Origin of the sequence: Streptomyces sp. ME02-8801-2C (assembly GCF_033793965.1) — a bacterium.
In the GTDB taxonomy this organism is placed as follows: Bacteria; Actinomycetota; Actinomycetes; order Streptomycetales; family Streptomycetaceae; genus Streptomyces.
This window is the reverse complement of record NZ_JARAXP010000003.1, coordinates 494510-519443: the sequence shown is the minus strand read 5'-3', so window position 1 is coordinate 519443 and position 24934 is coordinate 494510. Positions and strand designations below refer to the sequence as shown.

The 24934-nt window shown below is 70.3% G+C and carries 18 protein-coding genes; 13 read left to right on the top strand and 5 right to left on the bottom strand.

Annotated features, from left to right (window positions below; translation table 11 throughout):
- Nucleotides 1–62: 62 nt before the first annotated feature.
- Complete coding sequence (locus PV396_RS11360; protein ID WP_319203234.1) at nucleotides 63–1283, bottom strand: metallophosphoesterase; 1221 nt, start codon at nucleotides 1281–1283, stop codon at nucleotides 63–65.
- Between the two features lie 264 nt (nucleotides 1284–1547).
- Between PV396_RS11360 and PV396_RS11355 the strand changes: the two genes are divergently transcribed.
- The 5 genes from PV396_RS11355 to PV396_RS11335 all read left to right on the top strand — a co-directional run bounded on the left by PV396_RS11355 (nucleotide 1548) and on the right by PV396_RS11335 (nucleotide 9276).
- The gene (locus PV396_RS11355) at nucleotides 1548–2324 is read left to right on the top strand and encodes a carbonic anhydrase (RefSeq protein ID WP_319203231.1); all 777 of its coding nucleotides are present in this window, start codon (nucleotides 1548–1550) and stop codon (nucleotides 2322–2324) included.
- A gap of 145 nt (nucleotides 2325–2469) precedes the next feature.
- On the top strand, nucleotides 2470–3666 hold the full coding sequence (locus tag PV396_RS11350) for an ROK family transcriptional regulator (protein ID WP_319203227.1): 1197 nt from the start codon (nucleotides 2470–2472) through the stop codon (nucleotides 3664–3666).
- A gap of 92 nt (nucleotides 3667–3758) precedes the next feature.
- Nucleotides 3759–5549: a carbohydrate-binding protein gene (locus PV396_RS11345; RefSeq protein ID WP_319203224.1), complete on the top strand. Its 1791-nt coding sequence runs from the start codon at nucleotides 3759–3761 to the stop codon at nucleotides 5547–5549.
- Between the two features lie 27 nt (nucleotides 5550–5576).
- Nucleotides 5577–7994, top strand: a complete 2418-nt coding sequence (locus PV396_RS11340; RefSeq protein ID WP_319203221.1) for a glycosyl hydrolase family 95 catalytic domain-containing protein — start codon at nucleotides 5577–5579, stop codon at nucleotides 7992–7994.
- Nucleotides 7995–7998: 4 nt separating this feature from the next.
- Nucleotides 7999–9276, top strand: coding sequence for an SGNH/GDSL hydrolase family protein (locus PV396_RS11335; protein WP_319203218.1), 1278 nt, complete (start codon nucleotides 7999–8001; stop codon nucleotides 9274–9276).
- Nucleotides 9277–9300: 24 nt separating this feature from the next.
- Here PV396_RS11335 and PV396_RS11330 read toward each other — a convergent pair whose 3' ends face one another.
- From PV396_RS11330 to PV396_RS11320, 3 genes are read right to left on the bottom strand one after another with little or no spacing between them, the layout of a single operon-like run.
- Nucleotides 9301–10323: a TolB-like translocation protein gene (locus PV396_RS11330; protein ID WP_319203214.1), complete on the bottom strand. Its 1023-nt coding sequence runs from the start codon at nucleotides 10321–10323 to the stop codon at nucleotides 9301–9303.
- Nucleotides 10324–10354: 31 nt separating this feature from the next.
- The gene (locus tag PV396_RS11325; RefSeq protein WP_319203211.1) at nucleotides 10355–11626 is read right to left on the bottom strand and encodes an MFS transporter; all 1272 of its coding nucleotides are present in this window, start codon (nucleotides 11624–11626) and stop codon (nucleotides 10355–10357) included.
- Nucleotides 11627–11655: 29 nt separating this feature from the next.
- The gene (locus tag PV396_RS11320; protein WP_319203209.1) at nucleotides 11656–12504 is read right to left on the bottom strand and encodes a glycosyltransferase family 2 protein; all 849 of its coding nucleotides are present in this window, start codon (nucleotides 12502–12504) and stop codon (nucleotides 11656–11658) included.
- A 287-nt stretch (nucleotides 12505–12791) separates the two neighbouring features.
- On the opposite strand from PV396_RS11320, the gene PV396_RS11315 reads away from it, so the two are divergent.
- The 8 genes from PV396_RS11315 (at nucleotide 12792) to PV396_RS11280 (ending at nucleotide 24078) form a co-directional block, all read left to right on the top strand.
- Entirely contained in the window at nucleotides 12792–14231 is a 1440-nt protein-coding gene (locus tag PV396_RS11315; protein ID WP_319203207.1) for a sugar transferase, read from the top strand.
- 23 nt (nucleotides 14232–14254) lie between these two features.
- The gene (locus PV396_RS11310; protein ID WP_319203205.1) at nucleotides 14255–15310 is read left to right on the top strand and encodes a Gfo/Idh/MocA family oxidoreductase; all 1056 of its coding nucleotides are present in this window, start codon (nucleotides 14255–14257) and stop codon (nucleotides 15308–15310) included.
- A gap of 29 nt (nucleotides 15311–15339) precedes the next feature.
- Nucleotides 15340–16335: an NAD-dependent epimerase/dehydratase family protein gene (locus PV396_RS11305; RefSeq protein ID WP_319203202.1), complete on the top strand. Its 996-nt coding sequence runs from the start codon at nucleotides 15340–15342 to the stop codon at nucleotides 16333–16335.
- Nucleotides 16332–17471: a DegT/DnrJ/EryC1/StrS family aminotransferase gene (locus PV396_RS11300; RefSeq protein WP_319203200.1), complete on the top strand. Its 1140-nt coding sequence runs from the start codon at nucleotides 16332–16334 to the stop codon at nucleotides 17469–17471. The genes PV396_RS11305 and PV396_RS11300 overlap by 4 nt, the downstream gene beginning before the upstream one ends.
- The gene (locus PV396_RS11295) at nucleotides 17468–18157 is read left to right on the top strand and encodes an acetyltransferase (RefSeq protein ID WP_319203198.1); all 690 of its coding nucleotides are present in this window, start codon (nucleotides 17468–17470) and stop codon (nucleotides 18155–18157) included. Before PV396_RS11300 ends, PV396_RS11295 begins: the two co-directional genes overlap by 4 nt.
- Nucleotides 18154–19272: a DegT/DnrJ/EryC1/StrS family aminotransferase gene (locus PV396_RS11290; RefSeq protein WP_319203196.1), complete on the top strand. Its 1119-nt coding sequence runs from the start codon at nucleotides 18154–18156 to the stop codon at nucleotides 19270–19272. Before PV396_RS11295 ends, PV396_RS11290 begins: the two co-directional genes overlap by 4 nt.
- Before the next feature lie 79 nt (nucleotides 19273–19351).
- Nucleotides 19352–22957 carry a DUF4082 domain-containing protein gene (locus PV396_RS11285; protein ID WP_319203194.1) on the top strand — a complete coding sequence of 1202 codons (3606 nt, stop codon included), beginning with the start codon at nucleotides 19352–19354 and terminating at the stop codon, nucleotides 22955–22957.
- Nucleotides 22958–23031: 74 nt separating this feature from the next.
- On the top strand, nucleotides 23032–24078 hold the full coding sequence (locus PV396_RS11280) for a glycosyltransferase family 2 protein (protein WP_319203192.1): 1047 nt from the start codon (nucleotides 23032–23034) through the stop codon (nucleotides 24076–24078).
- 65 nt (nucleotides 24079–24143) lie between these two features.
- On the opposite strand, the gene PV396_RS11275 is transcribed toward PV396_RS11280, so the two are convergent.
- Entirely contained in the window at nucleotides 24144–24824 is a 681-nt protein-coding gene (locus tag PV396_RS11275; protein WP_319203190.1) for a hypothetical protein, read from the bottom strand.
- Between the last annotated feature and the right edge of the window lie 110 nt (nucleotides 24825–24934).

Below are 24934 nucleotides of genomic sequence, written 5' to 3'. Positions count from 1 at the left end.
GTCACTACAGCGACCCGCCCCGCATGGCACCGGCTTTCGCGGAGGTGCGGGGCCGCCCAGTGCTACGGGGACGTGGACGGGTGCGGCGAGCGGAGCACGAGCAGGGTGATCTCGCTGGGGGCGAAGACACGGAACGGCGGGCCCCAGAAGCCGGTGCCGCGGCTGGTGTAGAGGAGGGTGCGGGCGCCGTGACGGCTGAGGCCGGCGAGGGCGGGCTGGTCGAGGCGAACCAGGTGGTGGAAGGGCCAGATCTGGCCGCCATGGGTGTGGCCGGAGAGCTGGAGGTCGATGCCGGCTGCCGCTGCCCTGTCGACGAACTTGGGCTGGTGTGCCAGGAGCAGGACGGGGAGGTCTGGGTCTGTGCCGTCCAGGGCTCCGGCGAGGTGGGCGCGATGGCCTGCCAGGCCGGAGGACTCGGCGGTGACGTCGTCCACGCCGGCGACCACGAGGGTGTCGCCGCCGCGTTCGAGCAGCAGATGACGGTTGCGCAGCGGCTCCCAGCCCAGCTCGTCCATCAGGTCGACCCAGCCCTGGGCCTCGCTGTAGTACTCGTGGTTGCCGGTGACGTAGACACGGGCGTGGGTGGCTCGCACGGTACCGAGTGGGGCGGCCTGGGCGCGGCGGCGTTCGGCCGTGCCGTCCGCGATGTCGCCGGTGTGGCAGACCAGGTCGGCCTCCAGCGTGTTCACCGTCTCGCACACCCGCGCCGACCAGCGGGCGCGGTCGAGCGGGCCGTAGTGGGTGTCGGTGATGAGGACGACACGGGTGCCGTCCAATCCGGCGCCCAGGCGCGGGAGTTGTACGTCGAGCCGGCGCACGCGTGGCAGGCGGCGGGCTTCGGCGTATCCCCAGGCGAGCAGTACGGCGGTTGTGCCGAGGACGGCCCAGGTGACGATCCGGGCCCGGTCCTGACCCTCGCCGACGCCGGCCACGGTCAGCGCGAGCCGCAACAGGACACCGAGCAGAACGGACCAGGTGAACAGAACCCAGCTGGTGCCCAGCAGAGTGTCACCGACGATCGCCGCCCAGTCCTGCTGGCGCCGGCCGTGACCGCGCGCCATCGTGAGCGGCATGGCTGTGAAGCCGAGGAGGAACAGGGTGGTGCCGGCCAGGGTGACGGACAGGGGCCAGTGCTGGCCGGTGTGCAGGAGCATCCAGCAGGGCACGGCCCACAGCAGGACGGGGGCGATCAGGGGGAGGTAGCGCATCAGGCGGAGCAGTCGGCTCTGCCGCGGAGCCCCCGTTTCGCTGTCGGCGGGTCGGGTGTCACTGGTGTCGGTCACGCTTCCCCTCTCTGGCCAGGCTTCCAGTCTCGCGCACTGTATCCGGTCCCCTCCGGCCGGTCCGAAAATGACTCCGCGCGGTTGCACCGTGTGATTTGGACGAGCGCTTCCCCTGCGCTGCATGAACGTTGGACGGCCCCTAACCGCTCCCCAGCGAGGGTGGAATCACCAACTTCACCTGGGAGAAGGAGCGGAGAGCCGACCTCGGCGCCCCCTCCCCGAACTCCCGGGCGGACACCGCTCAGGACTGTAAGGGGCAGACTCATGGGTAACGCTGTGCGACCGCAGCGCAGGGCCGTTCTCACCGGAGGACTCGCGGCGGCCACCGCGGCCGTGCTCACCGGCTGTTCGTCGAAGACGAACGGCTCCGACACGGCGAATGCGGCGCACGCCGCCGCGGCCTCGCCCAGCCCCTCCGCGAACGCCGCGCCCCGGCCCGACTCCGCCCGGACGGCATACGCGAGGCTGCTGGAGGGCAACAAGCGCTGGGTGAGCGGGCAGTTGCAGCACCCCGACCAGGACCCCGCCCGGCGCGCGGCCGTCGCCCCCGAGCAGAAGCCGTACGGTGTGGTCGTCTCCTGCATCGACTCCCGCGTACCGCCGGAGCTGGTCTTCGACACCGGCATAGGCGACCTGTTCGTGATACGCACCGGCGGGCAGGTCGTGCAGCCGGTGGTCGTCGGCTCCATCGAGTACGGGCCCGTCACCGCGGGGTCCCCACTCATCGTCGTCCTCGGGCACCAGAACTGCGGCGCCATCAAGGCGGCCTACAAGGCGCTCAAGGACGGTACGGACCTGCCGGGCAACCTGCAGTCGATCGTGGAGGCCCTGCGCCCGGCCTACAAGCAGATCGCCAAGGTCAAGCACGCCGACCCCGTCGACGCGATGATCCGTGCCCACGCCAATCTGACCGCCGCCGACCTGCGGTCCAACGCCTCGCTCGCCCCCCTGGTGAAGAAGGGCGACCTGACCGTGGTCAGCGCGTACTACTCGCTCGACACGGGCCGAGTGGAGACCCTGACCGGAGCACCTTCCGCCTGACCCGCAGCTCTGTCCCGACCTGGTCCGACAGTTCCCGCCGTCCCGAAGGAAGGCGGGAACTGCCGTGTGCCTGTGTGCCGTTGGCTTCGGAGCAATCGTGCTTCTTTTATTGACAACGGAAAAGAATCAACCGTACGTTCCGGCCATGCGCTCGACCTCGCCCTCCGAGACGTTCCCGGCCCATACGCCCGCCGCCGCTCAGATCTTCACCATCGTGCTCTCCCACGGCCCGCTCACCCGGGCGGAGATCGCCCGCAGGGCCGCTCTGTCTCCGGCGGCGGTGACCAAGGCCGTCCGGCCTCTCCTCGACAACGGCTACCTCTTGGAGGACGTCGAGGAGGAGCATCGGCAGGCGCTCGGCCGCCCGGCCAACCCGGTTCGGGTCGACGGTGGTCGTGCGCTGTTCCTCGGGGTCAAGGTGACGGGCGACGAGATCATCGCCGTCCTGACGGACCTGTGCTGCCGGATCAGGGTCGCCCGGCACGCCCCGCTCGATGACCGACGACCCGAGGGTGTCCTCGCCACTCTGAGCGGGCTCGTCCTCGGACTGCTCGCCGACGCCGAGGGGTTCGGGGTGCCGGTCAGGGGTGTGGGCATCGCCGTCTCCGGCGATGTGGACCGCGCCGAGGGCATGGTGCGGTACTCCCCGTTCCTCGAGTGGCGGGACGTCCCGCTTGCCGACCTCGCCGCCATGACCCTCGGTCTGCCGGTCACCGTCGACAACGACGTCCGCGCGCTCACCGTCGCCGAGCAGTGGTTCGGTGCGGGCGTGGGTCTGTCGGACTTCGCGCTGGTGACGGTGGGGGCCGGTATCGGCTGCGGTCTCGTCGTGGGCGGCCGGGTGGTCTCCGGCGCGCACGGTGTGGCCGGTGAGATCGGGCATCTCTCCCTCGATCCGGCGGGCCCCAAGTGCCATTGCGGCAACCGGGGTTGTGTCGAGGCCATCGCCTCCGACTCGGCGATCGTGCGCGACGTGCGGACGGAGACCGGGGTCGACGTCGCGGACGCCGCCCAGGCGCTGGAACTCGCCCACCGGGGCGACCCCGGAGCCCGCGAGGTGTACGCGCGGGCGGGCGCCGCCATCGGGCGGGCCATCGGATCCGTGGTGAACCTGCTCGGGCCCGAACGGGTGATCATCTCCGGTGAAGGGCTGGCCGCCTACGACCTGTTCGCCGAGCGGATCCGGGACGCCTTCGCCGCCTCCGCCTTCGGCGCCGCCGCGCGATGCGACGTCAGAACGCGCCCGCTGCCCTTCGAGGAGTGGGCGCGGGGAGCGGCGGCGACCGCCATCCAGTCCTTCATCCGATCGGATCCGCCCCAGGGGCAGAAGTTGCAGGGGTGACCCTGCGGAGTCGAATTCGTGAGGAGGTTCGCACGGCCTTCTGGGTGTCATGCCCACGCCATAACCCATCTGTGTTCCGGAGGTAACCGCCCATGCGGATGTCCCCCTTCCGTGCCCGTCGGCCCGGTAGTGCCCTGCTCGTTCTCACCCTCACCGGAGGCCTCACGGCGTTCACCCCGGCTGCCTCCCCGGACTCCGGTTCGCCGATACCCGCGGCCAAGCCGTACATGGGCTGGACGAGTTGGAGCATGCAGTCGTCCAAGTACCCGGGGCTCAACCCGGACGGCGACTACAGCTATCTCACCGAGAAGAACGTCCTCAAGCAGGCCGACGCCCTCGCCGCCAAGCTCAAGCCCTACGGCTACGAGTACGTCAACATCGACGCCGGCTGGTGGCGCGACCTGGACTGGAAGCCCCGCTTCGACGCCTACGGCAGACAGGCCGCCGACCCCGGCCGCTTCCCCCGCGGGATGGAGGCCGTCGCCGACGACCTCCACGCCAAGGGGCTCAAGGCGGGCATCTATCTGCCGGTGGGACTGGAGAAGGAGGCCTACGGCGAGGGCCGGGTTCCCGTCTGGAACGCCGGCGACTGCGTGACCGCCGACATCGTCTACGACGACCTGCGCACCACCAACGGATGGGACAGCGCGTACAAGATCGACTTCTCGCGGCCCTGTGCCCAGAAGTACATCGACTCCCAGGCCCGGCTGTTCGCCGACTGGGGTTACGACTTCCTCAAACTGGACGGTGTCGGTCCCGGCTCGTTCAAGAGCGGCGAGAACTACGACAACGTTGCCGACGTCGCCGCATGGCAGAAGGCCATCGCCGCCACCGGACGGCCGATCCACCTCGAACTGTCCTGGTCCCTAGACATCGGCCATGCCGCCGACTGGAAGCGGCACTCCAACGGCTGGCGCATCGACACCGACGTCGAGTGCTACTGCAACACCCTGGTCACCTGGGAGAACTCCGTCGAGGACCGCTGGGACGACACCCCCGCCTGGACCCGCCACGCAGGCCCCGGCGGCTGGAACGACCTGGACTCGCTGAACGTCGGCAACGGTGAGATGGACGGGCTCACCAAGGCCGAACGGCAGAGCTACGCCACCTTGTGGGCCGTCGCCAAGTCGCCCCTCTACGCCGGCGACGACCTGACGCGCCTCGACTCCTACGGGCTGTCCCTGCTCACCAACAGGGAGGTCATCGCGCTCAACCAGGGCGGCACACCGCCCGCCCGGCCGATCACCCCCTCCGACGACCAGCAGGTCTGGGCGGCCGAGAACCCCGACGGCAGCTTCACGGTCGCCCTGTTCAACCTCGGGGACGCGCCCGCGTCCGTGACCGCCGACTGGTCCGCCCTGGGCTTCTCCGGCAAGGCCAAGGTCCGCGACCTGTGGAATCGCGAAAACCTCGGTACGTACAAGGACAAGGTCACCCAGGCGCTGCCCACGCACGGCTCCCGGCTGTTCACCGTCACCCCGCAGGGCCCGGCGGCGACGAAGACGGCCTACGAGGCGGAGTCGGGAGCCAACTCCCTTGCCGGCAACGCCTCGGTGGCCGACTGCGGAGCCTGCTCCGGAGACAGGAAGGTCGGCAATCTCTACCTCGGCGGAAAGCTCACCATGAACGGCGTCACGGTTTTGAGGGCGGGGCGGTACGTCGTGGACATCGCCTACGTCAGCGGCGACGCGCGTTCCGTGCGGATCTCCGCCAACGGCGGCGGCGCCACCAGCCACAGGTTCCCCTCCACGGGCGACTGGGGGACCGTCGAGACGGTCGCCGTACCGCTCAACCTGAAGGCCGGCGCCAACACCGTCACCTTCGACAGCGGCGACGGCTACGCCCCGGACATCGACCGGATCGACGTACCGAACCCGTCCTGACGGCCAACCACCCAGGGAGCGCAACCAATGGACACCTCACGCCCCGATTCGCCGCCGTCCCTCCCCAGCCGACGCGGACTTCTCTCCTTCGCCGCCGTCTCCGGAGCCCTCGCCGCCCTCGGCGGAACACCCGCCTTCACCGCCTCCGCCGCACCCGCGCGACCCGCCGGGTCCCCGATGCTGCCCGAGGGCACCTCCACCCGACTGTGGTGGCAGGCCCCCGCCGACGACGGCTCGATGATCACCCAGGGCCTGCCCGTCGGCAACGGCCGCCTCGGGGCGCTCGTGAGCAACGATCCCGGCCGGGAGCGACTGTTCGTCACCGACGCCACCATGTGGACCGGTGGTCTCAACGCCACCCTCGACAACGACGGCCAGTTCCCGTACGGGCGCGCGGACTTCGGGTCGTTCACCCTGCTGGCCGAACTGACCGTCGACATCCCCGACCACGACCTCTCGGCCGTCTCCGGCTACCGGCGCGCCCTCGACCTCCGCCAGGGCCTGGTCACCGCCTCCTATGTGCGCTCCGGTGTGACGTACCGACGGCAGATCTTCGCCAGCGCCCCCGACGACGTCATCGTCCTGCACTTCACCCAGGACGGCGGCGGGCGCTACACCGGCGCCATCAGCCTGGACGGCACCCACGGGGAGACCACCACGGGCGTACCGGCGGACCGTTGCGTGTCCTTCGGCGCGGAGTTGCCCAACCGGCTGCGGTACGGGGCGGCCGTCACCGCGTACGGCAGCGGGGGAACCGTCTCCGTCGACGGCGCGCGGATCTCCTTCCGTGACTGCGGAAGCCTCACGGTGATCGTCGCCGGGGGCACCGACTACGCGCCCGACGCGGCCAACCACTACCGAAATCCGTCGCTCGACCCCCGAAAACTCGCCCGCACCAAGGTCCTTGACGCGGCCCAGCACTCCGTGACCACCCTGCTGCACACCCATGTCGCCGACCACCGAAGGCAGTTCGAGCGTATGCGGGTGTCGCTCGGCGCCTCCACCGCTCAGCAACGCGGTATGGACACCTGGGAGCGGATCAGGGCACGCCACACGGACGACACGCCCGATCCCGAACTGGAGGCGTCCTACCTGCAGTTCGGTCGCTATCTCATGATCGCCGGATCACGGGGCGGTCTGCCGCTGAACCTCCAGGGTCTGTGGCTCGACGGCAACGACCCGGACTGGATGGGCGATTACCACACCGACATCAACCTCCAGATGAACTACTGGATGGCCGACCGGGCCGCCCTGTCCGACTGCTTCGACGCCTTCACCGACTACTGCCTGGCCCAACTGTCCTCGTGGACCGAACTCACCCGCACCCACTTCAACGACCCCCGCAACCGCTACCGCAACTCCAGCGGGAGGATCGCCGGTTGGACCGTCGCCATCTCCACCAACATCCACGGGGGAATGGGGTGGTGGTGGCATCCCGCCGGCAACGCCTGGCTGTGCAACTCCCTCTACGAGCACTACGAGTTCACCCAGGACCGCGCCCATCTGGCCCGTATCCACCCGATGCTCAGGGGGGCCTGTGAGTTCTGGGAGGCGAGGCTGCTGACGACGACCGTCACGGACCCGGCCACCGGCGAGGAACGGGAGGTCCTCGTCGCCGACAGCGACTGGTCGCCCGAACACGGCCCGCTCGACGCCAAAGGCATCACCTACGCCCAGGAACTGGTGTGGGCCCTGTTCGCCAACTACCGCACTGCGTCTGCACTGTTGGGCAGCGACAGCGCCTACGCCCGGACCGTCGCCGGCCTCCAGAAACGGCTCCACCTCCCACACGTGAGCCCCAAGACCGGCTGGCTGGAGGAGTGGATGTCCCCCGACAACCTGGGGGAGACCACCCACCGGCATCTGTCCCCCCTCGTCCAGTTGTTCCCCGGCGACCGGATCCGCCCCGACGGCTCGACGCCCGAAGAGATGGTCGAGGGCGCGAGAGCGCTGCTCACCGCACGCGGCATGGAGAGTTTCGGCTGGGCGAACGCCTGGCGCAGCCTGTGCTGGGCCCGTCTGAAGGACGCCGACAGGGCCTACCGGCTCGTCGTGAACAACCTGCGGCCCTCCGCGTCCGGCAGCAACGGCACCGCGCCCAACCTGTTCGACATCTACCAGGTGGAGCAGGGCCGCGGCATCTTCCAGATCGACGGGAACTTCGGCACGCCCGCCGCGATGATCGAGATGCTGCTGTACTCGCGCCCCGGCCATGTCGAACTGCTGCCCGCCCTGCCCGAAGCCTGGGCCGAGTCCGGGTCGATCACGGGCGTGGGCGTACGCGGCGGCTTCACCGTGGACCTGCGCTGGAAGAACGGCAGACCGACCGAAGTCACAGTGACAAGCGTCGGCGGCCGTACGACCACGGTGACGTACGGGGCGAGGACACGGAGACTCACCCTGTCACCCGGCCGGTCCGTGACCCTGCGCGACCTGGGGCGGTGAAGCGATGCGTCGACACACTCCCCGCCTCGCGCGCCCGCTGAAAGTGCTGCGGAAACTCACCCTGCCGGTTGTTGCGCTCACCGCCGCCGCTCTGCTGCTGACCACGACGGCGACAGCGGCCCCTGCCCCAAGTGCCGTACCCGTCAGGCCTGTTGCTTCTGCCGCGACGCACGAGATCGTCACCTGGGGTGCGAGCGCCGACCGTATGGGCGAGGCCGCCTCGGACCGTGGTTACCGGCTCGTCGTACGGACCAGCGCCGGAGGAACCCGGCCACGCGTCCGCCTCTCCAACGCCTTCGGCGACCGGCCCCTGTCCATCGGGCGGGCATACGCGGGAGTGCAGAAGGAGGGCGCGGCCCTCGTCCGGGGCAGCAACCGGCCGCTGTCGTTCGGCGGGGCGCGATCCGTCACCGTACCCGCGGGCGGGACCGTGCTCAGCGATCCGCTGCCCGGACGGCTGCCGGCCGCGACCGCGCTGGTGATCAGCCTGTACGTGGCCGAGGCGGGCGGTCCCGCGACCGGGCACGGCATGGCGATGCAGACCTCCTACACCACCACGGGCGACCACGCGGCGGAGGAGGGCCCGGACAACTGGACCGCGACCACCGGCTCCTGGTTCTACCTGGACGCCGTCACCGTACGGACCACCCAGGCTGTCGGAGCGGTCGTCGCGCTGGGCGATTCCATCACCGACGGCTGGCAGTCCAGCACCGACAAGGACCGCCGCTGGCCCGACTACCTGGCCCGCCGACTTCAGAGCGACGCCGACAGCGACATCGAGGGAGTTGCCAACGAGGGGATCTCCGGCAACAAGGTCCTCGCCGACGGGGCCGGGCAGAGCGCACTGAACAGGCTGGGGCGGGACGTGCTGTCCCATCCCGGTGTACGCACGATCCTGCTCTTCGAGGGTGTCAACGACATCAAGGCGCACACCGGTGTCACGGCCGCGGACCTGATCGACGGCTACCGCCGGATCATCGACCGCGCGCACAGCGTGGGCGTGTGTGTCGTCGGGGCGACGGTCGGGCCCTTCAAGGGCTGGTCCGAGTGGGACGCGCCGGCCGAGGCCGTACGGCGCGAGGTCAACGAATTCATCCGCTCCGGCGGCGAGTTCGACGCCGTGGCGGACTTCGACCGAATCCTGCGCAGCCCCTACGACCATGAGCGGATCCTGCCGTTCTTCGACAACGGCGACCATCTGCACCCCAACGACACCGGTATGCGGGCGATGGCCGACGCGGTGCGCATCGAGGACCTCTCCTGCGCTCGCGACACCCCCTGACCCTGAGTTCTCCCCGCCCCGCCTCTACAGCGGGGCGGGTGAGGAGGCCCCCGGGATCAGCAGGCGCGGGCTGCCCGTGCCATCGGCGGGCACGCTCCACAGGTCGCTGCTGCCGACCTTGCCGTCGGCGGGGAGCGAGTAGGCGACGGTGTCGTTGTCGAGCCAGGTGGCCTGGTCGTCGACGCTGTGGCGTTCGGCGAGCGCCGTCTCCTTCAGGGTGCCCAGGTCGAGGACGTACTCGTGCCAGAGGGCGGTACGGGACAGGACCCGCTTCTTGAAGGCGACGCGCGTCCCGTCCGGGGAGAGCGAGGGACACTCCACGTTCTCGGTCAGGGTGGTGACCTTGCGCTCGGAGAGCGAACCGCGGACCAGGTAGGTCTTGTTGCCGGTGTTGAGGGTGGCGTAGAAGGTGTCGTCGTCGGTGGCGAAGGTGACGCCCCAGAAGTTGATGTCCGAGGCGCGGTAGGACTTGCCGTCCAGGACGACGGAGAACGTCTCCAGGCTGGGCGTCAGCTTCATGGTGCGGGTGTCCAGGACCGAGGTCCGGGTGGAGAAGAACGCGGACGCGTAGGACTCGCCGGAGACGAAGACGGTCCAGGCGACGAAGCGGCCACTGGGCGAGACCCGGGCCCGGCTGGGGGTGCCCGCGAGCGGATAGGTGCGCACGGTGCGGAGGTCGGCGTCGAGGAGCAGGGCGCGGTTGCTCTGCTTGAGGACACCGGGGACGGACTGGAGGCAGACGCCCGTGCCGGCCGCCGCGTAGAACCGGGCGCACTTCAGGTCGGACGCGGTCCGGCCCGCCCCGGGGTCGGTGGACGGGACCGAGGCGACCGCGGTGCGGTGCGGTCCCGAGGCCGCGTTGACGAAGGCCAGGCGGCTCTTCTGGTCGAGCGTCAGTTTGCCCGTGCTGACGGCGGGGCCGCCCGGCTGGGACTGGTTCGCCCGGTCCGCGCGGTCGGCGGCGTTCAGGACCACGCCGGTTGCCACGCCCGCGAGGATCAGCACCCCCGTGACGAGTATGAGCAGGCGGCTGCGCAGCGATGTCATGTGGATCCCTGGGACATGGTGACGGTGGTGGTCATCGGGTTTCGCCCGCCGGCCGCAGTACCACGCCCGCGACGACCGCGCAGCACAGCAGACCGATCGCCGACCCGGCCAGCGCCGGACCGTCGCCCCACATGGTCCAGGCGGCGCCGAAGGCCAGCGAGCAGCAGAACCGGGCCAGGGCCTGGCTGGTCCCGACGATGGCGAGGCCGCTGGCGCGCAGTTGCTCGGGCACGATGTCGGCCAGGGCGGCCGGAAGCACGCCGTCGGTGGCCGCGTAGAACAGGCCGTGCAGGGCGAGCACGAGGAAGGGCAGGGCCGGGGTGGCCGGGGCCCACAGCAGGAGCGCGTAGCCGGTCAGCAGACTGACGTGCCCGGCGAGGAACACCGTGCGCCGCCCGATCCGGTCGGCCAGCGCGCCGAGGGGTACGGCCAGCAGCAGGAACACCGCGGCGGTGCCCAGCGGCAGCAGTGGGAACCACTCGTCGGCGATGCCTGCGCGCCTCTGCAGGAGCAGATAGACGAAGGCGTCGCTGACCGTCGTCAGGCCGAGCAGCGCGGCGCAGCCGGCGAGCGCCCGCAGCCGTGGCAGCCGTAGCAGCGCCAGCGCTTCGCGTACGCGCACGGGCGGTTTGCCCGCGACCGTACCCGCGTCGGCCGACCGGGCGTCTCGCCGCCTGCCGGGGACGAACAGCACCAGCACGAGCACACCGAGGACCGCGACACACGCGCTGACGCCGAACACGGCGTCGTAGCCGTCGGTCGCCGCGCGCAGGATGAAGAAGGCGGCCAGCGGGCCGAGCATCGCACCGGTGGTGTCCATCGCCCGGTGCACGCCGAAGGCGCGGCCCTGTTTCTCGGACGGGGTGGACAGGGAGATCATCGCGTCGCGCGGGGCGGTGCGCAGGCCCTTGCCCGTGCGGTCCAGGGCGAGCACCGTGCCGAGTGCTCCGACGCTGCTCACGAGCAGGAGCAGCGGCTTGCACAGCGCGGACAGGCCGTACCCGAGCCCGGCCATCAGCTTGTGGTTGCGCACCCGGTCGGCGAGATGGCCGCCGGTGAGCTGGACCAGCGCGCTGACGCCGTTGTAGACACCGTCGAGGGTGCCGAACACCAGCGGGGTGAAACCGAGCGTCGAGACGAGATAGAGCGGCAGAACGGCGGTGACCATCTCCGAGGAGATGTCGGTTATCAGGCTGACCGAGCCCAGCACGAGCACGACCGGGGCGACCCGGTGCCCCGGTCCGCGTCTTCGGCCCTGTTCGCTGTCCGCCTCTGCGGGGGCGGAACGGTCGGTGAGATACATGATCGAGTTGAACTCCAGGTGCGGTGCGATCAGTTCTGCCGGCTGCTCTCGTCCCGTAGCCAGGTGCCGAAGTCCTGGGCCCGGATCGCCTTGCCGGCCCTCCGCCGGGCGGCGACCGCCGCCGCGAGGAAGACTACGACACTCATGAGGAGCTTCGGATCCCTGCGGACCAGGGCTTTCAGATCCGCCGCGCTCGTACGCGCCGAGGCCTCCTCCGGCGCCTGGTGCTGTTCTACCTGGGCCGTGGAGACCGCGGCCCGCACCCGCCGTTTCATCAAGTCCGGCCAGGTGCGCGGCGGGTGGACCACGACACTGGCCCCGTCGACCACGAGCCGCTCGTGCGGGGCGAACGCCAGGGAGGCCGCCAGGTCGTCCGCCATCAGCGGCGGAAGCGCGGCGATCCGGGCGTGCCCGGCCTTGGAGACCGCGATGACACCCCGGCCGAAGAGTCCGGCGCGTACGGCGGGGAGCTGCTGCCACACCCGGTAGTAGGCGCGCACCCGCCAGGCGCAGCCGGCCAGCGGGATCCGCCGCTCGGGGGCGGTGGCGAGGATGTCCGAACTGTCGTCGTCCAGGGGCTCGGTGAGGGCCCGGACGTCGGCGCCCGTGATCACGACGTCGGCGTCCACGTAGACGCGCGGGAAGCCGCGCGCGTGGTCGTCTCCCGCCCGCAGCGCGGCGTGCTTCGAGGGCGTGGGTATGTCGACCACCCGGACGCGCGGTCCGCGGGCCGCCGCGACACGGGCGGTGTCGTCGGTGCAACCGTTGCACACGACCACGATGTCGGTCTCGTCCTCGGCCGGGCCGGCCAGCAGCGAATCGAGGAGTCTGCCGATGACTTGCCCCTCGTTGTGGGCCGGAATCACGATGCTCGTCACGTGGGCAGTATGCCGTCAGTGTCACTAATGCGATGTGTGTTTCGTTCAACCGTTCCCGTCGCCGCGTTCTGTGGTCTAGATTGAGTGCCGCCGGACCGGTTTGGGTGGGGAACTTGTCCTTGACTACATGTCATGGTGCGGCATTTTGCACGGATTTGAACTTGTACGAAAATACATGCCGGGGGGCGTGAGGCGGTTGGGGAACCGCTGCAGCTCCCTTGCTTTCCAGTGTCGCTGTGTGGAGGGCACTTCGATCGGGGGGTAGCCGCGCATGTGGTGGGGGGAGCATGGCCATTGAGGTCACGCATGAGCAACTGGTCGTGGGGCGCAGGAGGCCGGAGGCTCGCCGAAGACATTGGGATCAGAAGTATCGATTCGCCCTGCTGGTCGCGGACGGTTTCGCAGCCGTTGTCGCGGCCTTCTTGATCCACGCGGCCTACGGTCGCTGGGCGGTGGCCCTGGTGCTGCCCCCGGCCTGGATCCTGGCCATGCTCGTCCATCGCTCCTACGACCGCACCGCCCTGGGTCTGGGGACCGAGGAGTACCGAAGGGTGCTCCGGGGCGCGCTGGCGCTGCCGGCGCTGGCCGCGGGTGCGCACTATCTGCTCGTGCACGACGAGGGGCTCCTCCATGACATGATCATGGCTGCGCTGCCTGCTCTCGCGATCGCGCTGACGGGCCGCTACGCGCTCCGCCGCCGCCTCCACCGAAGATGGGCACGGGGCCGGGACCGGAGCGCGACACTGCTGGTCGGGCCCGCTCACGGCATCGTGGAGCTGGTCACCGTACTGCGGCGCGGCGGCGCACAGGAACTGCAGGTCGCCGGCGTGTGCCTGAGCGACCCGAAGAACCGGGCGGAGATACACAAGTTGGGGCTCCCCGTCCTCGGTGGCGTGGGCGACATGGACGACGTGGTCCGGGTCATGGGCATCGGCACCGTGGTCGTACTGCCGTTCCCCGACTCCGACGCCTCCGTCCTGCGCCGGATGTCCTGGACCGCGGCCGTACAGGGGGTCGACTTCCTGCTGGCCCCCGTACTGACCGACGTGTCGGCGTCCCGGCTGGCGGTACGCCCCACCAACGGGGTACCGCTGGTGCGTATTCAGGCGCCCAATCTCACCCGGTTCTCCCGGCTGCCCAAGGAGATCCTGGACCGGTCGCTCGCGGCGGTGCTCCTGGCGCTCCTCGCGCTGCCCCTGCTGGTGATCGCTCTGATCGTCCGGCTGGACAGTTCGGGGCCGACGCTGTTCAGGCAGCAGCGGGTGGGCCGCTACGGCGACCACTTCACCATGTACAAGTTCCGCACCATGCGGCCGGATTCGGAGTCCCTGCGGGCCGAACTGGAGCACCTCAACGAGAACAGCGACGGCCTGCTGTTCAAGGTGAAGGAAGACCCCCGGATCACCCGGGTCGGCTCGGTGCTGCGCCGTACGTCGATCGACGAACTGCCCCAGCTGATCAACGTGCTCAGCGGGCACATGTCGCTCGTCGGACCCCGCCCGCCGCTGCCGGAGGAGGTCGAGGAGTACCCGGCGGAGGTCAAGCGCCGACTGCTCGTCAAGCCCGGCCTCACCGGCCTCTGGCAGGTCAGCGGCCGCTCCGACCTGCCCTGGGACGAGGCGGTCCGGCTCGATCTCGGATACGTGGACAACTGGTCGATGGGCCTCGACCTGGAAATTCTGGCGCGCACCGGGTCCGTCGTGGTGCGCGGAACGGGGGCCTACTGATGGACCGAGGGAAGAGGAACCAAGTGACGCAGACAGACGAGCCGTTGGGCGTCGCGGTCGTCGGGGCGGGCTACTGGGGTCCCAATCTCGTCCGCAACTTCCAGGCCAGCGAACAGTTCCGGCTGCGCTGGCTGTGCGACCTCGACGTGGACCGCGCCCAGCGGGTCCTCGGCGGCTACTCGACCGTCCAGGCCACCGCGGACTACGCGGCCGTCCTCGCCGACCCGTCGGTGCACGCCGTCGCCGTCGCCACACCCGCCGGCACCCACCTCGACATCGCCCTGGCCGCCCTGCGCGCCGGAAAGCACGTCCTCGTGGAGAAGCCCCTCGCGGCCACCTACGCCGACGGGATGCGCCTGGTCACCGAGGCGGAGGAGCGCGGGCTCACCCTGATGTGCGACCACACCTACTGCTACACACCCGCCGTGGGCCGCATCCGCGAGCTGGTCCGCTCCGGCGAACTCGGCGACATCCACTTCGTGGACTCGGTGCGGATCAACCTGGGGCTGGTCCAGAAGGACATCGACGTCATGTGGGACCTCGCCCCGCACGACCTGTCGATCCTGGACTTCATCCTCCCCGACAACGTCGAGCCGGTCGCCGTCGCCGCCCACGGGGCCGACCCGATCGGCGCCGGACAGGCCTGCGTGGCCTATCTGACGCTCCAGCTCAACACCGGGGCCATCGCCCACGTGCACGTCAACTGGCTGTCGCCGACCAAGGTCCGCACCACCATGGTGGGCGGCGCCAAACGCACCCTGATCTGGGACGACCTCAACCCCGCCCAGCGCGTGGCGATCTTCGACCGGGGCGTGGACCTGGCCGCGCCCCAGGAGATCGGCGCCGACGAGCGCCGGGACATGCTCGTCTCGTACCGCTCGGGAGACATGGTCGCGCCCGCCATCGGCGAGAAGGAAGCGCTGCGCAGCATGGTCGACGAGTTCGGCGACGCGATCAGACAGCGCCGGGCACCCCTGACCGACGGCCGGGCGGGCCTGCGGGTGCTGGACATTCTCGAGGCGGCCTCCCGGAGCCTGGAGTTCAAGGGCGCGGTCGTCGGCCTGCGTGCCGGACGTTGACGTACCCATTCACTGAGAGGGCAGGGCAGTTGAGCAGCGTACGAGGCAAGAAGATCCTGGTCACCGGGGGAGCGGGCACCATCGGCTCCAACCTGGTCGACCTCCTGGCCGAGGGCGGCGCACGCGAGATCGTGGTGCTGGACAACTTCGTCCGCGGACGCCGCGCCAACCTCGCCAAGGCCCTGCCCAGCGGGGTCGTGGAGATCGTCGAGGGTGACATCCGGGACGCCGCCACCGTACGGAAGGTCACCGAGGGCGCCGAGCTGGTGTTCCACCTCGCCGCGATCCGCATCACCCAGTGCGCGCAGGAACCCCGCCTGGCCAACGAGGTCATGGTCGACGGCACGTTCAACGTCCTGGAGGCCGCCGCCGAGGCCGGAGTGGGCAAGGTGATCGCCTCGTCCTCGGCGTCCGTCTACGGCATGGCCGAGACCTTCCCGACGACCGAGCGCCACCACGCCTACAACAACGACACGTTCTACGGCGCGGCGAAGGCCTTCAACGAGGGCATGCTGCGCAGCTTCCACGCCATGTACGGCCTGGACTACGTGGCGCTGCGCTACTTCAACGTCTACGGGCCCCGGATGGACATCCACGGCCTCTACACCGAGGTACTCATCCGCTGGATGGAGCGCATCGAGGCGGGCGAGCCGCCGCTGATCCTCGGCGACGGCACACAGACCATGGACTTCGTCGACGTACGGGACATCGCCAGAGCGAACGTGCTGGCCGCCGAGTCGGACGTCACCGACGAGGTGTTCAACGTCGCCAGCGGCACGGAGACCTCGCTGCGTGAACTCGCCGACGGCCTGCTCGAGGCCATGGGCGCCGCCGGCCTGGAGCCGGAGCACGGGCCCGCCCGCGCGGTGAACGGCGTGGTCCGGCGGCTCGCGGACACCAGCCAGGCCGCCGACCGGCTCGGCTTCACCGCTCGGATCGACCTGCGGACGGGGCTCAGGGACCTGGTCGAGTGGTGGCGGGCCGAGCGCGCCGCCGACGCCGCCGCAGAGGAGGCGGCCAAGTGAGCGCCGACCGTATCCCGGTGATGATCCCCTGGCTCGGGGAGGAGGAGGCCAAGGCCGCCTCCGACGCGGTGCTGTCCGGCTGGGTCGCCCAGGGCCCCCGGGTCGCGGCCTTCGAGAAGGCCTTCGCCGAGCGGGTGGGCGCCGAGCACGGCATCGCCGTCAGCTCCTGCACCACCGCCCTGCACCTGGCACTCGTCGCGCTCGGACTCGGACCCGGCGACGAGGTCGTGGTGCCGTCGCTGTCGTTCATCGCCACCGCCAACGCGGTGCGTTACGTCGGCGCCGAGCCGGTGTTCGCGGACGTCGACCCCGCCACCGGCAACCTGACCGCGGCCACCGTGGACGCGGTCCGCACCCCCCGCACCAAGGCCGTCCTCGCCGTCCACCAGGGCGGCGTCCCGGCCGATGTGCACAGCCTGCGCGCCGCCTGTGCCGACTGGGACCTGCCCCTCGTCGAGGACGCGGCCTGCGCCATCGGCTCGACCGTCGGCGGCAAGCCTGTCGGACAGGGCGCGCTGATCGCCGCCTGGTCCTTCCACCCCCGCAAGCTCGTCACCACCGGCGAGGGCGGCATGATCACCACCGACGACGCCGAATGGGCGGCGCGCCTGCGCCGGTTGCGCGAGCACGGCATGAACGCCTCGGCGGCCGAACGGCATTCGAGCAGCAAACCGGTCCTGGAGAGCTACCTCGAGGTCGGCTACAACTACCGGATGACGGACGTCCAGGCCGCGATCGGCCTGGTCCAGCTCGGCAAGCTCGACGCGATGATCGCCCGCCGCCGCGAACTGGCGGCCCGCTACGACGCGTTGCTGCGGGACGTCCCCGGACTCACCCCCGTACGCGACCCCGAGCACGGGCAGAGCAACTTCCAGTCGTACTGGGTGCTGCTGGACGAGGACTTCCCCGTCGGCCGGGACGACCTGCTCGCCGCGCTCGCCGAGGCCGGCGTCTCCGCCCGGCGCGGGATCATGGCCTCGCACCTCGAACCGGCCTACGAGGGCCACCCGAGCGCCCCGCTGCCCGTCACCGAGCGGATCAGCCGCGACTCGCTGATCCTGCCCCTGTTCCACACGCTCACCGAGGCCCAGCAGGACCGCGTCGTCGCGGCACTGCGCGAACAGGCCCGTGGATGAGCGGACTTCTGATCATCGGCGCGGGCGGCTTCGCCCGGGAGACCGCACAGGCCGTACGGGACGCGGGTGACATCGAGCTGCTCGGGCACCTCGACGACAACGCCGACCTGCACGGCACCGAGGTCGACGGCGTGCCCGTACTCGGCGGCTGCGACCTCGTCCACGACCTGCCCGAGGCGCGGGTCGTGATCTGTGTGGGCAACCCCCGGGACTACGCGGCCCGCGCCCGGCTGGTGCGCAGGCTGGCCCTGCCCGCGGACCGCTACGCCACCGTGGTCCACCCGACGGCGTCGGTGTCGGCGACCTCGGAGGTCGGCCCCGGCTCGGTGCTGCTCGCGCACTGCGTGCTGACCGCCGCCGTGCGGGTCGGCGCGCATGTCGCGGTGATGCCGCACGTCGTCCTCACCCATGACGACGTGGTCGAGGACTTCGCCACGATCGCCTCCGGCGTCCGGCTGGGCGGGGGAGCGCGGCTGGAGCGGGGCGCCTACGTGGGCTCCGGCGCCCTGGTCAGGGAGGGCACGGTGGTCGGCGCCTGGTCGCTGATCGGGATGGGAAGCGCCGTGCTCGGTGATGTACCGCCGGGCGAGGTCTGGGTGGGGAGCCCGGCCCGACGGCTGCGCGAGGCGGCGGCGCCCGCGCTCGACGAACTGTTGACACAGCAACTGGGGGGACCAGTCGCATGAACCAGATTCCGTTGGTGGACCTGAAGGCGGCCCACCAGGAGGTCGCCGACGAGGTACGGGCCGGATTCGAACGAGTCCTGGCCAACACCGCTTTCATCGGCGGCGACGAGGTGAAGGCGTTCGAGCGCGAGTACGCCGACTTCGGCGGCGTCGCGCACTGCGTGGGCGTCGCCAACGGCACCGACGCCGTCGAACTCGCCCTGCGCGCGAGCGGGGTCGGGCCCGGCGACGAGGTCGTCATACCCGCCAACACGTTCATCGCCACCGCGGGCGCCGTGGCCCGGATCGGCGCACGGCCCGTCCTCGCGGACTGCCTGCCCGACACCTACCTCCTCGACCCACAGGCCGCCCTGGACGCGGTCGGCCCCGCCACCCGCGCGGTCGTACCGGTGCACCTGTACGGACAGATGGCCGAAGTGACGAAGCTGGCCGCGCAACTGCCCGACCACGTACGGGTCGTCGAGGACGCCGCCCAGTGCCAGGGCGCCACCCGCGACGGCCGGACCCCCGGCAGCGGCGGGATCGCGGCGACCAGCTTCTACCCGGGCAAGAACCTCGGCGCCTACGGCGACGCGGGCGCCGTGCTCACCGACGACGAGGAGTCGGCCGGCCTGATCCGCGCGATCGCGAACCACGGCGGCGTCGCCAAGTACCGCCACGACGTACCCGGATTCAACAGCCGGCTGGACGGCCTGCAGGCCGTCGTCCTGCGGGCGAAACTGGCGCGGCTGGCGGACGGCAACGCGGCCAGGCGGGCGGCAGCGGCCCGCTACGACGAACTGCTCGCCGAACTCGCGTTCGCCGGACGGGTCGTGCTCCCGACGACGGACGCCGACAACGCCCACGTGTGGCACCTCTACGTCGTGCAGGTCGCCGGCGCGGACCGTGACGACATCGTCGGCAAGCTCAACGCGGAAGGCATCGGCGCGGGCGTGCACTACCCCGCCCCCGTCCACCTCACCGAGGCATACCGGCATCTCGGCCACGCACCCGGCGACTTCCCCCACGCCGAGAGGGCGGCGGACCGGATCCTGTCCCTGCCGCTCTTCCCCCAAATAAGCCCCGATCAGCAGCAGCGCGTCGTGGAGACGCTCGCCAGGGCGCTCCACAGCTGATCGGCCCCCACATTCACGATTCACGCTCCACCCCCGACTTTCAGGGTCGGGCCCTGCACAGCACCGCTGAGAGGTACACATGAACAGATGGAGCAGACGGATCCGGGGCGGGCGCCTCGCCGTCGTAGCAGCGTTGATATGGGCGGTGCTCCCGCAGGCCCTGCCCGCGCAGGCGGCATCCGATCCGTGCGGAGCCGGCTCGAACCCGGTCGTCTGTGAGAACTCCAAGCCGGGCAGCCCCATGTCCGACTGGTATTCGCCCAACTCCTACGGTGACATCAAGGGCTTCACCACCAAGGAGAGCGTCCAGGTGGGTGACACCGTCCAGTTCAAGATCCAGTCGCCGGTCCCGTACCACGTGGAGATCTACCGCCTGGGCTGGTACGGCGGCGACGGCGCGCGCATGGTGTCGACCGCGGCCCAGGCGGCGGTGACCTACCCGGCCAACTACAGCAACAACCCCGCCGGTTGCACCACCAAGAGCAGCACCGGCCTGGTCGACTGCGGCAACTGGCCCGTGACGGTGAACTGGACGGTTCCCAGCGACGCCGTGTCCGGCCTCTACATCGCCAACCTGACGCAGAACGACGGCGACGGCCTGATGCCGTACCCCTTCGTCGTGCGCAAGGACTCCAGCACCTCCGACATCGTCGTGCAGACCAGCGACCAGACCTGGCAGGCCTACAACGACTACGGCGGCCAGGACCTCTACGGCGGCGGCGGCCCCGCGCCGGACGGCCGCGCCTACGAGGTCAGCTACAACCGGCCGCTGGACATCGGCGGCGACAACGGCATCTACGGCTCCGAGTTCATGATGCTGTCCTGGCTGGAGCGCAACGGCTACGACGTCAGCTACCTGTCCGGCGTGGACGTGTCGACCAACGGCGCGACCCTGCTGCCGAAGCACAAGGTGTACCTGTCCTCCGGCCACGACGAGTACTGGACGCAGAGCCAGTACTCCAACGTCCTGGCGGCCAGGAAGGCCGGCGTACGACAGGCCTTCTTCAGCGGCAACGAGGTTTTCTGGAAGACCCGCCTCGCCGCGAGCAACGACGGCACCAACACCGCGAACCGGACCCTGGTCTGCTACAAGATGACCAAGATGGTGCAGGGCAACGGCATCGCCGACCCCAGCGGCACCTGGACCGGCACCTGGATGGACCCGACCAGCACCCAGTACGGTCAGGCCTACCAGCCGCCGAACATCCTCACCGGCTCCATGTTCCAGGTGAACGGCTCCCGCGACGACGCGATCACGGTCCCCGGCTCGTACGGCAAGAACCGCATCTGGCGCAACACCTCCATCGCCAACCTCACGGCGAGCCAGACCGCCACCTTCCCGACCGGCACCCTCGGCTACGAGTGGGACAGCGACCTCGTCAACAGCACCAGGCCCGCCGGAGCGATCGCCGTGTCGTCCACGACAGTGGACATCAACGACGGCAAGTACCGCCTCGACTGGGGCAACATGTACGGCAACGGCACGGCGACGCACCATCTCGTCGAGTTCCGCGACCAGGACTCCGGTGCGCTGGTGTTCGGGTCGGGGACCGTGCAGTGGTCGTGGGGTCTCACCAATCTCCCCACGTACGACCCCGATGACGCGGTGGTCACCGAGGACACCCGGATGCAACAGGCGACGGTGAACATCTTCGCCGACATGGGTGTCCAGCCGCTGACCCTGCAGAGCAACCTCGTCTCCGCCACGGCCAGCACCGACACCACCGGCCCGGCGATCACCGTGACCAGCCCGGCCTCCGGGGTCACCGTCCCGGCACTGAAGCCGGTCACCATCACCGGTACCGCAAGTGACTCCGGCGGCGGTGTGGTGGCCCGCGTGGAGGTGTCCACCGACGGTGGAACCACCTGGAACGCGGCGACCGGACTGACGTCCTGGACCTACAGCTGGACGCCGACGGCCCCGGGCGCCGCGTCCATCAAGGTCCGCGCGGTCGACGACAGCGTCAACATCGGCGCCGTCACCACCCGCCCGGTGACCGTGGGTCCGCAGGCCTGCCCCTGCACCATCTGGCCCGCCACGGCCGTGCCCGGCACCATCAACGCGGGTGACGGCGGCCCGCTGGAGCTCGGTGTCAAGATCCGCACCACGGTGGCCGGTTCCATCACCGGCGTCCGCTTCTACAAGTCACCCGCCAACACCGGCACCCATACCGGCAGCCTGTGGAGCGCCTCCGGCACCCGCCTGGCCACCGGAACCTTCACCAACGAGACGGCCTCCGGCTGGCAGCAGCTGAACTTCGCCACCCCGGTGACCGTCAAGGCCAACACCACCTACGTCGCCTCGTACTTCGCCCCCAACGGCGGATACTCCTACGACGGCGGCTACTTCTCGAACAGCGCCGCGGGACTGGCCCCGCTCACCGCGCTCCAGTCCGGCACCGACGGCGGCAACGGCGTCTACCGCTACAACTCGACCAGCGCCTTCCCGTCCTCGGCGTCCTCGGGCAGCAACTACTGGGTCGACGTGGTGCTGGACACCTCGACGGCCAGTACGACCCCGCCCGCCGTCACCTCGACGTCCCCGACCTCGGGGGCGACCAGCGCGTCCATCACCGCACCGGTGTCCGCCGTCTTCGACCACGCCATCGACGCCGACACCCTGACGTTCACCCTGAAGGACCCGAACGGCAACACCGTGCCGGGTGTCAAGACGCTCCCCGCGTCGAACCAGGCGATGTTCACCCCGTCGACGGAACTGGAACTGCACACCACGTACACCGCTTCCGTCCAGGCCGAGGACCTGTGGGGCAACGCCATGACGGCGCCGGTGACATGGTCGTTCACCACCAGTTCCACACCGCCCGCGGTCACCTGCCCCTGCACCCTGTGGAACACCAGCACGGTGCCGGCCAGGACGGCCGTGACCGACGACCCCAACTCCCTCGAACTGGGCACCAGGTTCCAGTCCTCGGCGAGCGGCTGGGTCACCGGTGTCACCTTCTACAAGGGCGCCACCAACACCGGCACCCACACGGGCAGCCTCTGGGCCGCCGACGGCACGCTCCTCGCCTCCGGCACCTTCACCGCCGAGTCCGCCACCGGCTGGCAGACGATGACGTTCGCGAACCCGGTGGCGATCGCCGCCGACACCTCGTACGTCGTCTCCTACCACGCGCCGAACGGCAACTACGCGGTGGACGGCGGCTACTTCGCGTCGGCCCACAAGTCCTACCCGCTGACCGCGACCGCCGACATCAGCACGGCCCACAACGGGCTGTACCGGTACGGCAGTGACGTGGCCTTCCCCAACGGCTCCTACGGATCCGCGAACTACTGGGTCGGCCCCGTATTCACCGCCGACGACCCGTCCGCGCAGCTGGCGACGTCGACCACCTCCTCGGAGACGTCCACCTCGACGCTGGCGCGTACCGCCGACGCGGCACACGCCCTGGTCACCGCGGTGCCCAGCACGGCCAAACTGTCGACGGTGAAGGCCTCGGTGACCATCCTGCCGGGCGCCAAGGCAGCGGCCGCAGGGAAGCTCAAGGTCAAGGCGGTCCTCTCCTACAACCGGGCCACCCACAAGGTGTCCGTCCATCTGTCCACCCCGCTGCCGGACGGCACGCGGTTCAAGATCACGGTCATAGCCAAGGACAAGCAGCGCCACACGGTGGCGACGCGGGTCTGGAGCCTGACCAGCAAGACCGTCCGCAAGAAGAACTGACCGATCACAACCCACCGGCGGTGGCCTCCCGCACGTTCGCGGGAGGCCACCGCCGGGGATTGGCCTTCCCACCGATGAGTACCGTCAGTGTTGTCATCCCCTGCTACAAGTACGGCCATTTCCTCGCCGACTGCGTGAGCAGCGTCCTGGACGAACAGGACGGCGTTGACGTCCGCGTACTCATCATCGACGACGCCTCGCCCGACGACTCGGCGGAGACCGCGCTCAAGCTCGCCGCCTCCGACTCGCGTATCCAGGTCCGCGTCCACGAAAGCAACAAGGGCCACATCGCCACCTACAACGAGGGCCTCCTCGAGTGGGCCGACGGCGACTACGTAGCCCTCCTCTCCGCCGACGACCGGCTGGTCCCCGGCGCACTGGTACGCGCCGCCGCACTCCTTGACGCCCATCCGGAGGCGGGGTTCGCCTACGGCCGCCCGCTGCGCTTCCAGCACGGCGGCCCGCTGCCCAAGGCCCGCACCAGCGGCACCGGTTCGGTCGTCTACCCCGGGCACTGGTGGCTCGAGCGCCGCTTCCGCGAGGGCACCGGCTGCATCACCTCGCCCGAGGTCGTCGTCCGCACCAGCCTGCAGCGCGAGGTGGGCGGCTACGACCCCGAACTTCCGCACGCCGGCGACATCGAGATGTGGATGCGGCTCGCCGCCCGCGCCGACGTCGGCTACGTACGCGGGGCCGACCAGGCCTTCTACCGCGTCCACGGCAACAACATGTCCACCACCGACTTCGGCGGCCAGCTCGACGACCTCCGCCAGCGCCTCGTCGCCTACGACTCCGTCCTCGGCAAATGCTCCGACCTGCTGCCCCAGGCCGACCGACTGGCCGGCGCGGTGCACACCCGGCTCGCCCGCTTCGCGCTGCGCCGCGCCTACCGCGCCTACGACCGGGGGCGCACCGATGTCGTACCGGTCGACGAACTCGTGGCCTTCGCCCAGGAGTGCCTGCCGGAGTACGAGTCACTTTCCGAGTACCGCGCACTGCGGCTCAGACAGCGGATCGGAGCGAAGACGATGCCGTATCTGCAGCCGCTGGTGTGGTCGGCCGTGGCCGAACGCGGGCGGGAGTGGCTGTGGTGGGAGTCGTGGAAGCGCCGCGGCATCTGATGGTCACGATCGACCCGACAACGTCGGCCGACCCGTGGCGCGGTACCCCGGGTCACCTTCGGGACTCAGCCCGCCACCGGGATCCCGCCGACGTCCCGGACCGCGTCCCGGGAGCCGTCCTTCCCGTCCTTCCTGTTCCTGCGGCGCAACGCGTACTGGTCGAACCACAGCGCGCTCAGCAGCGCGGCGGTCGCACCCAGCAGAGCCGTACCGGCCACCGCCCGGCTCTTGGTGCCCTGTATCGGGGCGGCGCTGGGAGCGACCAGGACGGAGGCGTTGATCCGCGCCCCCGCCGAGATCCCCTGCGCCTCCTGGACGTCCGCCACATGCTTCGCGTAGACCTCGATGATCCGGCGGACCGTCGTGTCGGCCCCGACCGGGTCGGCCCCCCGCGCCTGCACCTGCAAGGAGGGGATCAGATACGCGGGTGTCGCGCTGGTGCCGCTGTTGCGCGGGATCAGCTGATACCTGCCGTGGACACCGGCCGATCCCAACTCCTCGCGCCCGGCGGGCGACTCGAGTTGCTGGATGACCCCGTACGAGAGGGTGGCGAGCGGCGGTTGGAGGTTCGTCAGCTGGTTGGGCTGGTTGCCCGTCACCGGCGGCTTGAGGACGACGACCGCCGAACTCAGGTACTGCGGCGCGGGGCGGACCACCGGATAGGCCGCGGCGGCTGTCAGCAGGAGCGCGAGCACAAGCACATACCAGCGGCGGAGCAGCGCTTCGGCGACATCACGGGGCGACACGGGGATTCCTTCCGTCGGCACCGATCCTCGCAGGCGCGGGGACAGATCGCCACCAGATCACGACGCCTATGCTGGGCCGGAGCCCGGACGCACGGTCACGCGGCAACGGG

Coding starts and splice junctions, on each gene's coding strand:
- PV396_RS11355 (WP_319203231.1), top strand. CDS start 1,548: ATGGGTAACGCTGTGCGACCGCAGCGCAGGGCCGTTCTCACCGGAGGA.
- PV396_RS11350 (WP_319203227.1), top strand. CDS start 2,470: ATGCGCTCGACCTCGCCCTCCGAGACGTTCCCGGCCCATACGCCCGCC.
- PV396_RS11345 (WP_319203224.1), top strand. CDS start 3,759: ATGCGGATGTCCCCCTTCCGTGCCCGTCGGCCCGGTAGTGCCCTGCTC.
- PV396_RS11340 (WP_319203221.1), top strand. CDS start 5,577: ATGGACACCTCACGCCCCGATTCGCCGCCGTCCCTCCCCAGCCGACGC.
- PV396_RS11335 (WP_319203218.1), top strand. CDS start 7,999: ATGCGTCGACACACTCCCCGCCTCGCGCGCCCGCTGAAAGTGCTGCGG.
- PV396_RS11330 (WP_319203214.1), bottom strand. CDS start 10,323: ATGACATCGCTGCGCAGCCGCCTGCTCATACTCGTCACGGGGGTGCTG.
- PV396_RS11325 (WP_319203211.1), bottom strand. CDS start 11,626: ATGTATCTCACCGACCGTTCCGCCCCCGCAGAGGCGGACAGCGAACAG.
- PV396_RS11315 (WP_319203207.1), top strand. CDS start 12,792: ATGGCCATTGAGGTCACGCATGAGCAACTGGTCGTGGGGCGCAGGAGG.
- PV396_RS11295 (WP_319203198.1), top strand. CDS start 17,468: ATGAGCGGACTTCTGATCATCGGCGCGGGCGGCTTCGCCCGGGAGACC.
- PV396_RS11290 (WP_319203196.1), top strand. CDS start 18,154: ATGAACCAGATTCCGTTGGTGGACCTGAAGGCGGCCCACCAGGAGGTC.
- PV396_RS11285 (WP_319203194.1), top strand. CDS start 19,352: ATGAACAGATGGAGCAGACGGATCCGGGGCGGGCGCCTCGCCGTCGTA.
- PV396_RS11280 (WP_319203192.1), top strand. CDS start 23,032: ATGAGTACCGTCAGTGTTGTCATCCCCTGCTACAAGTACGGCCATTTC.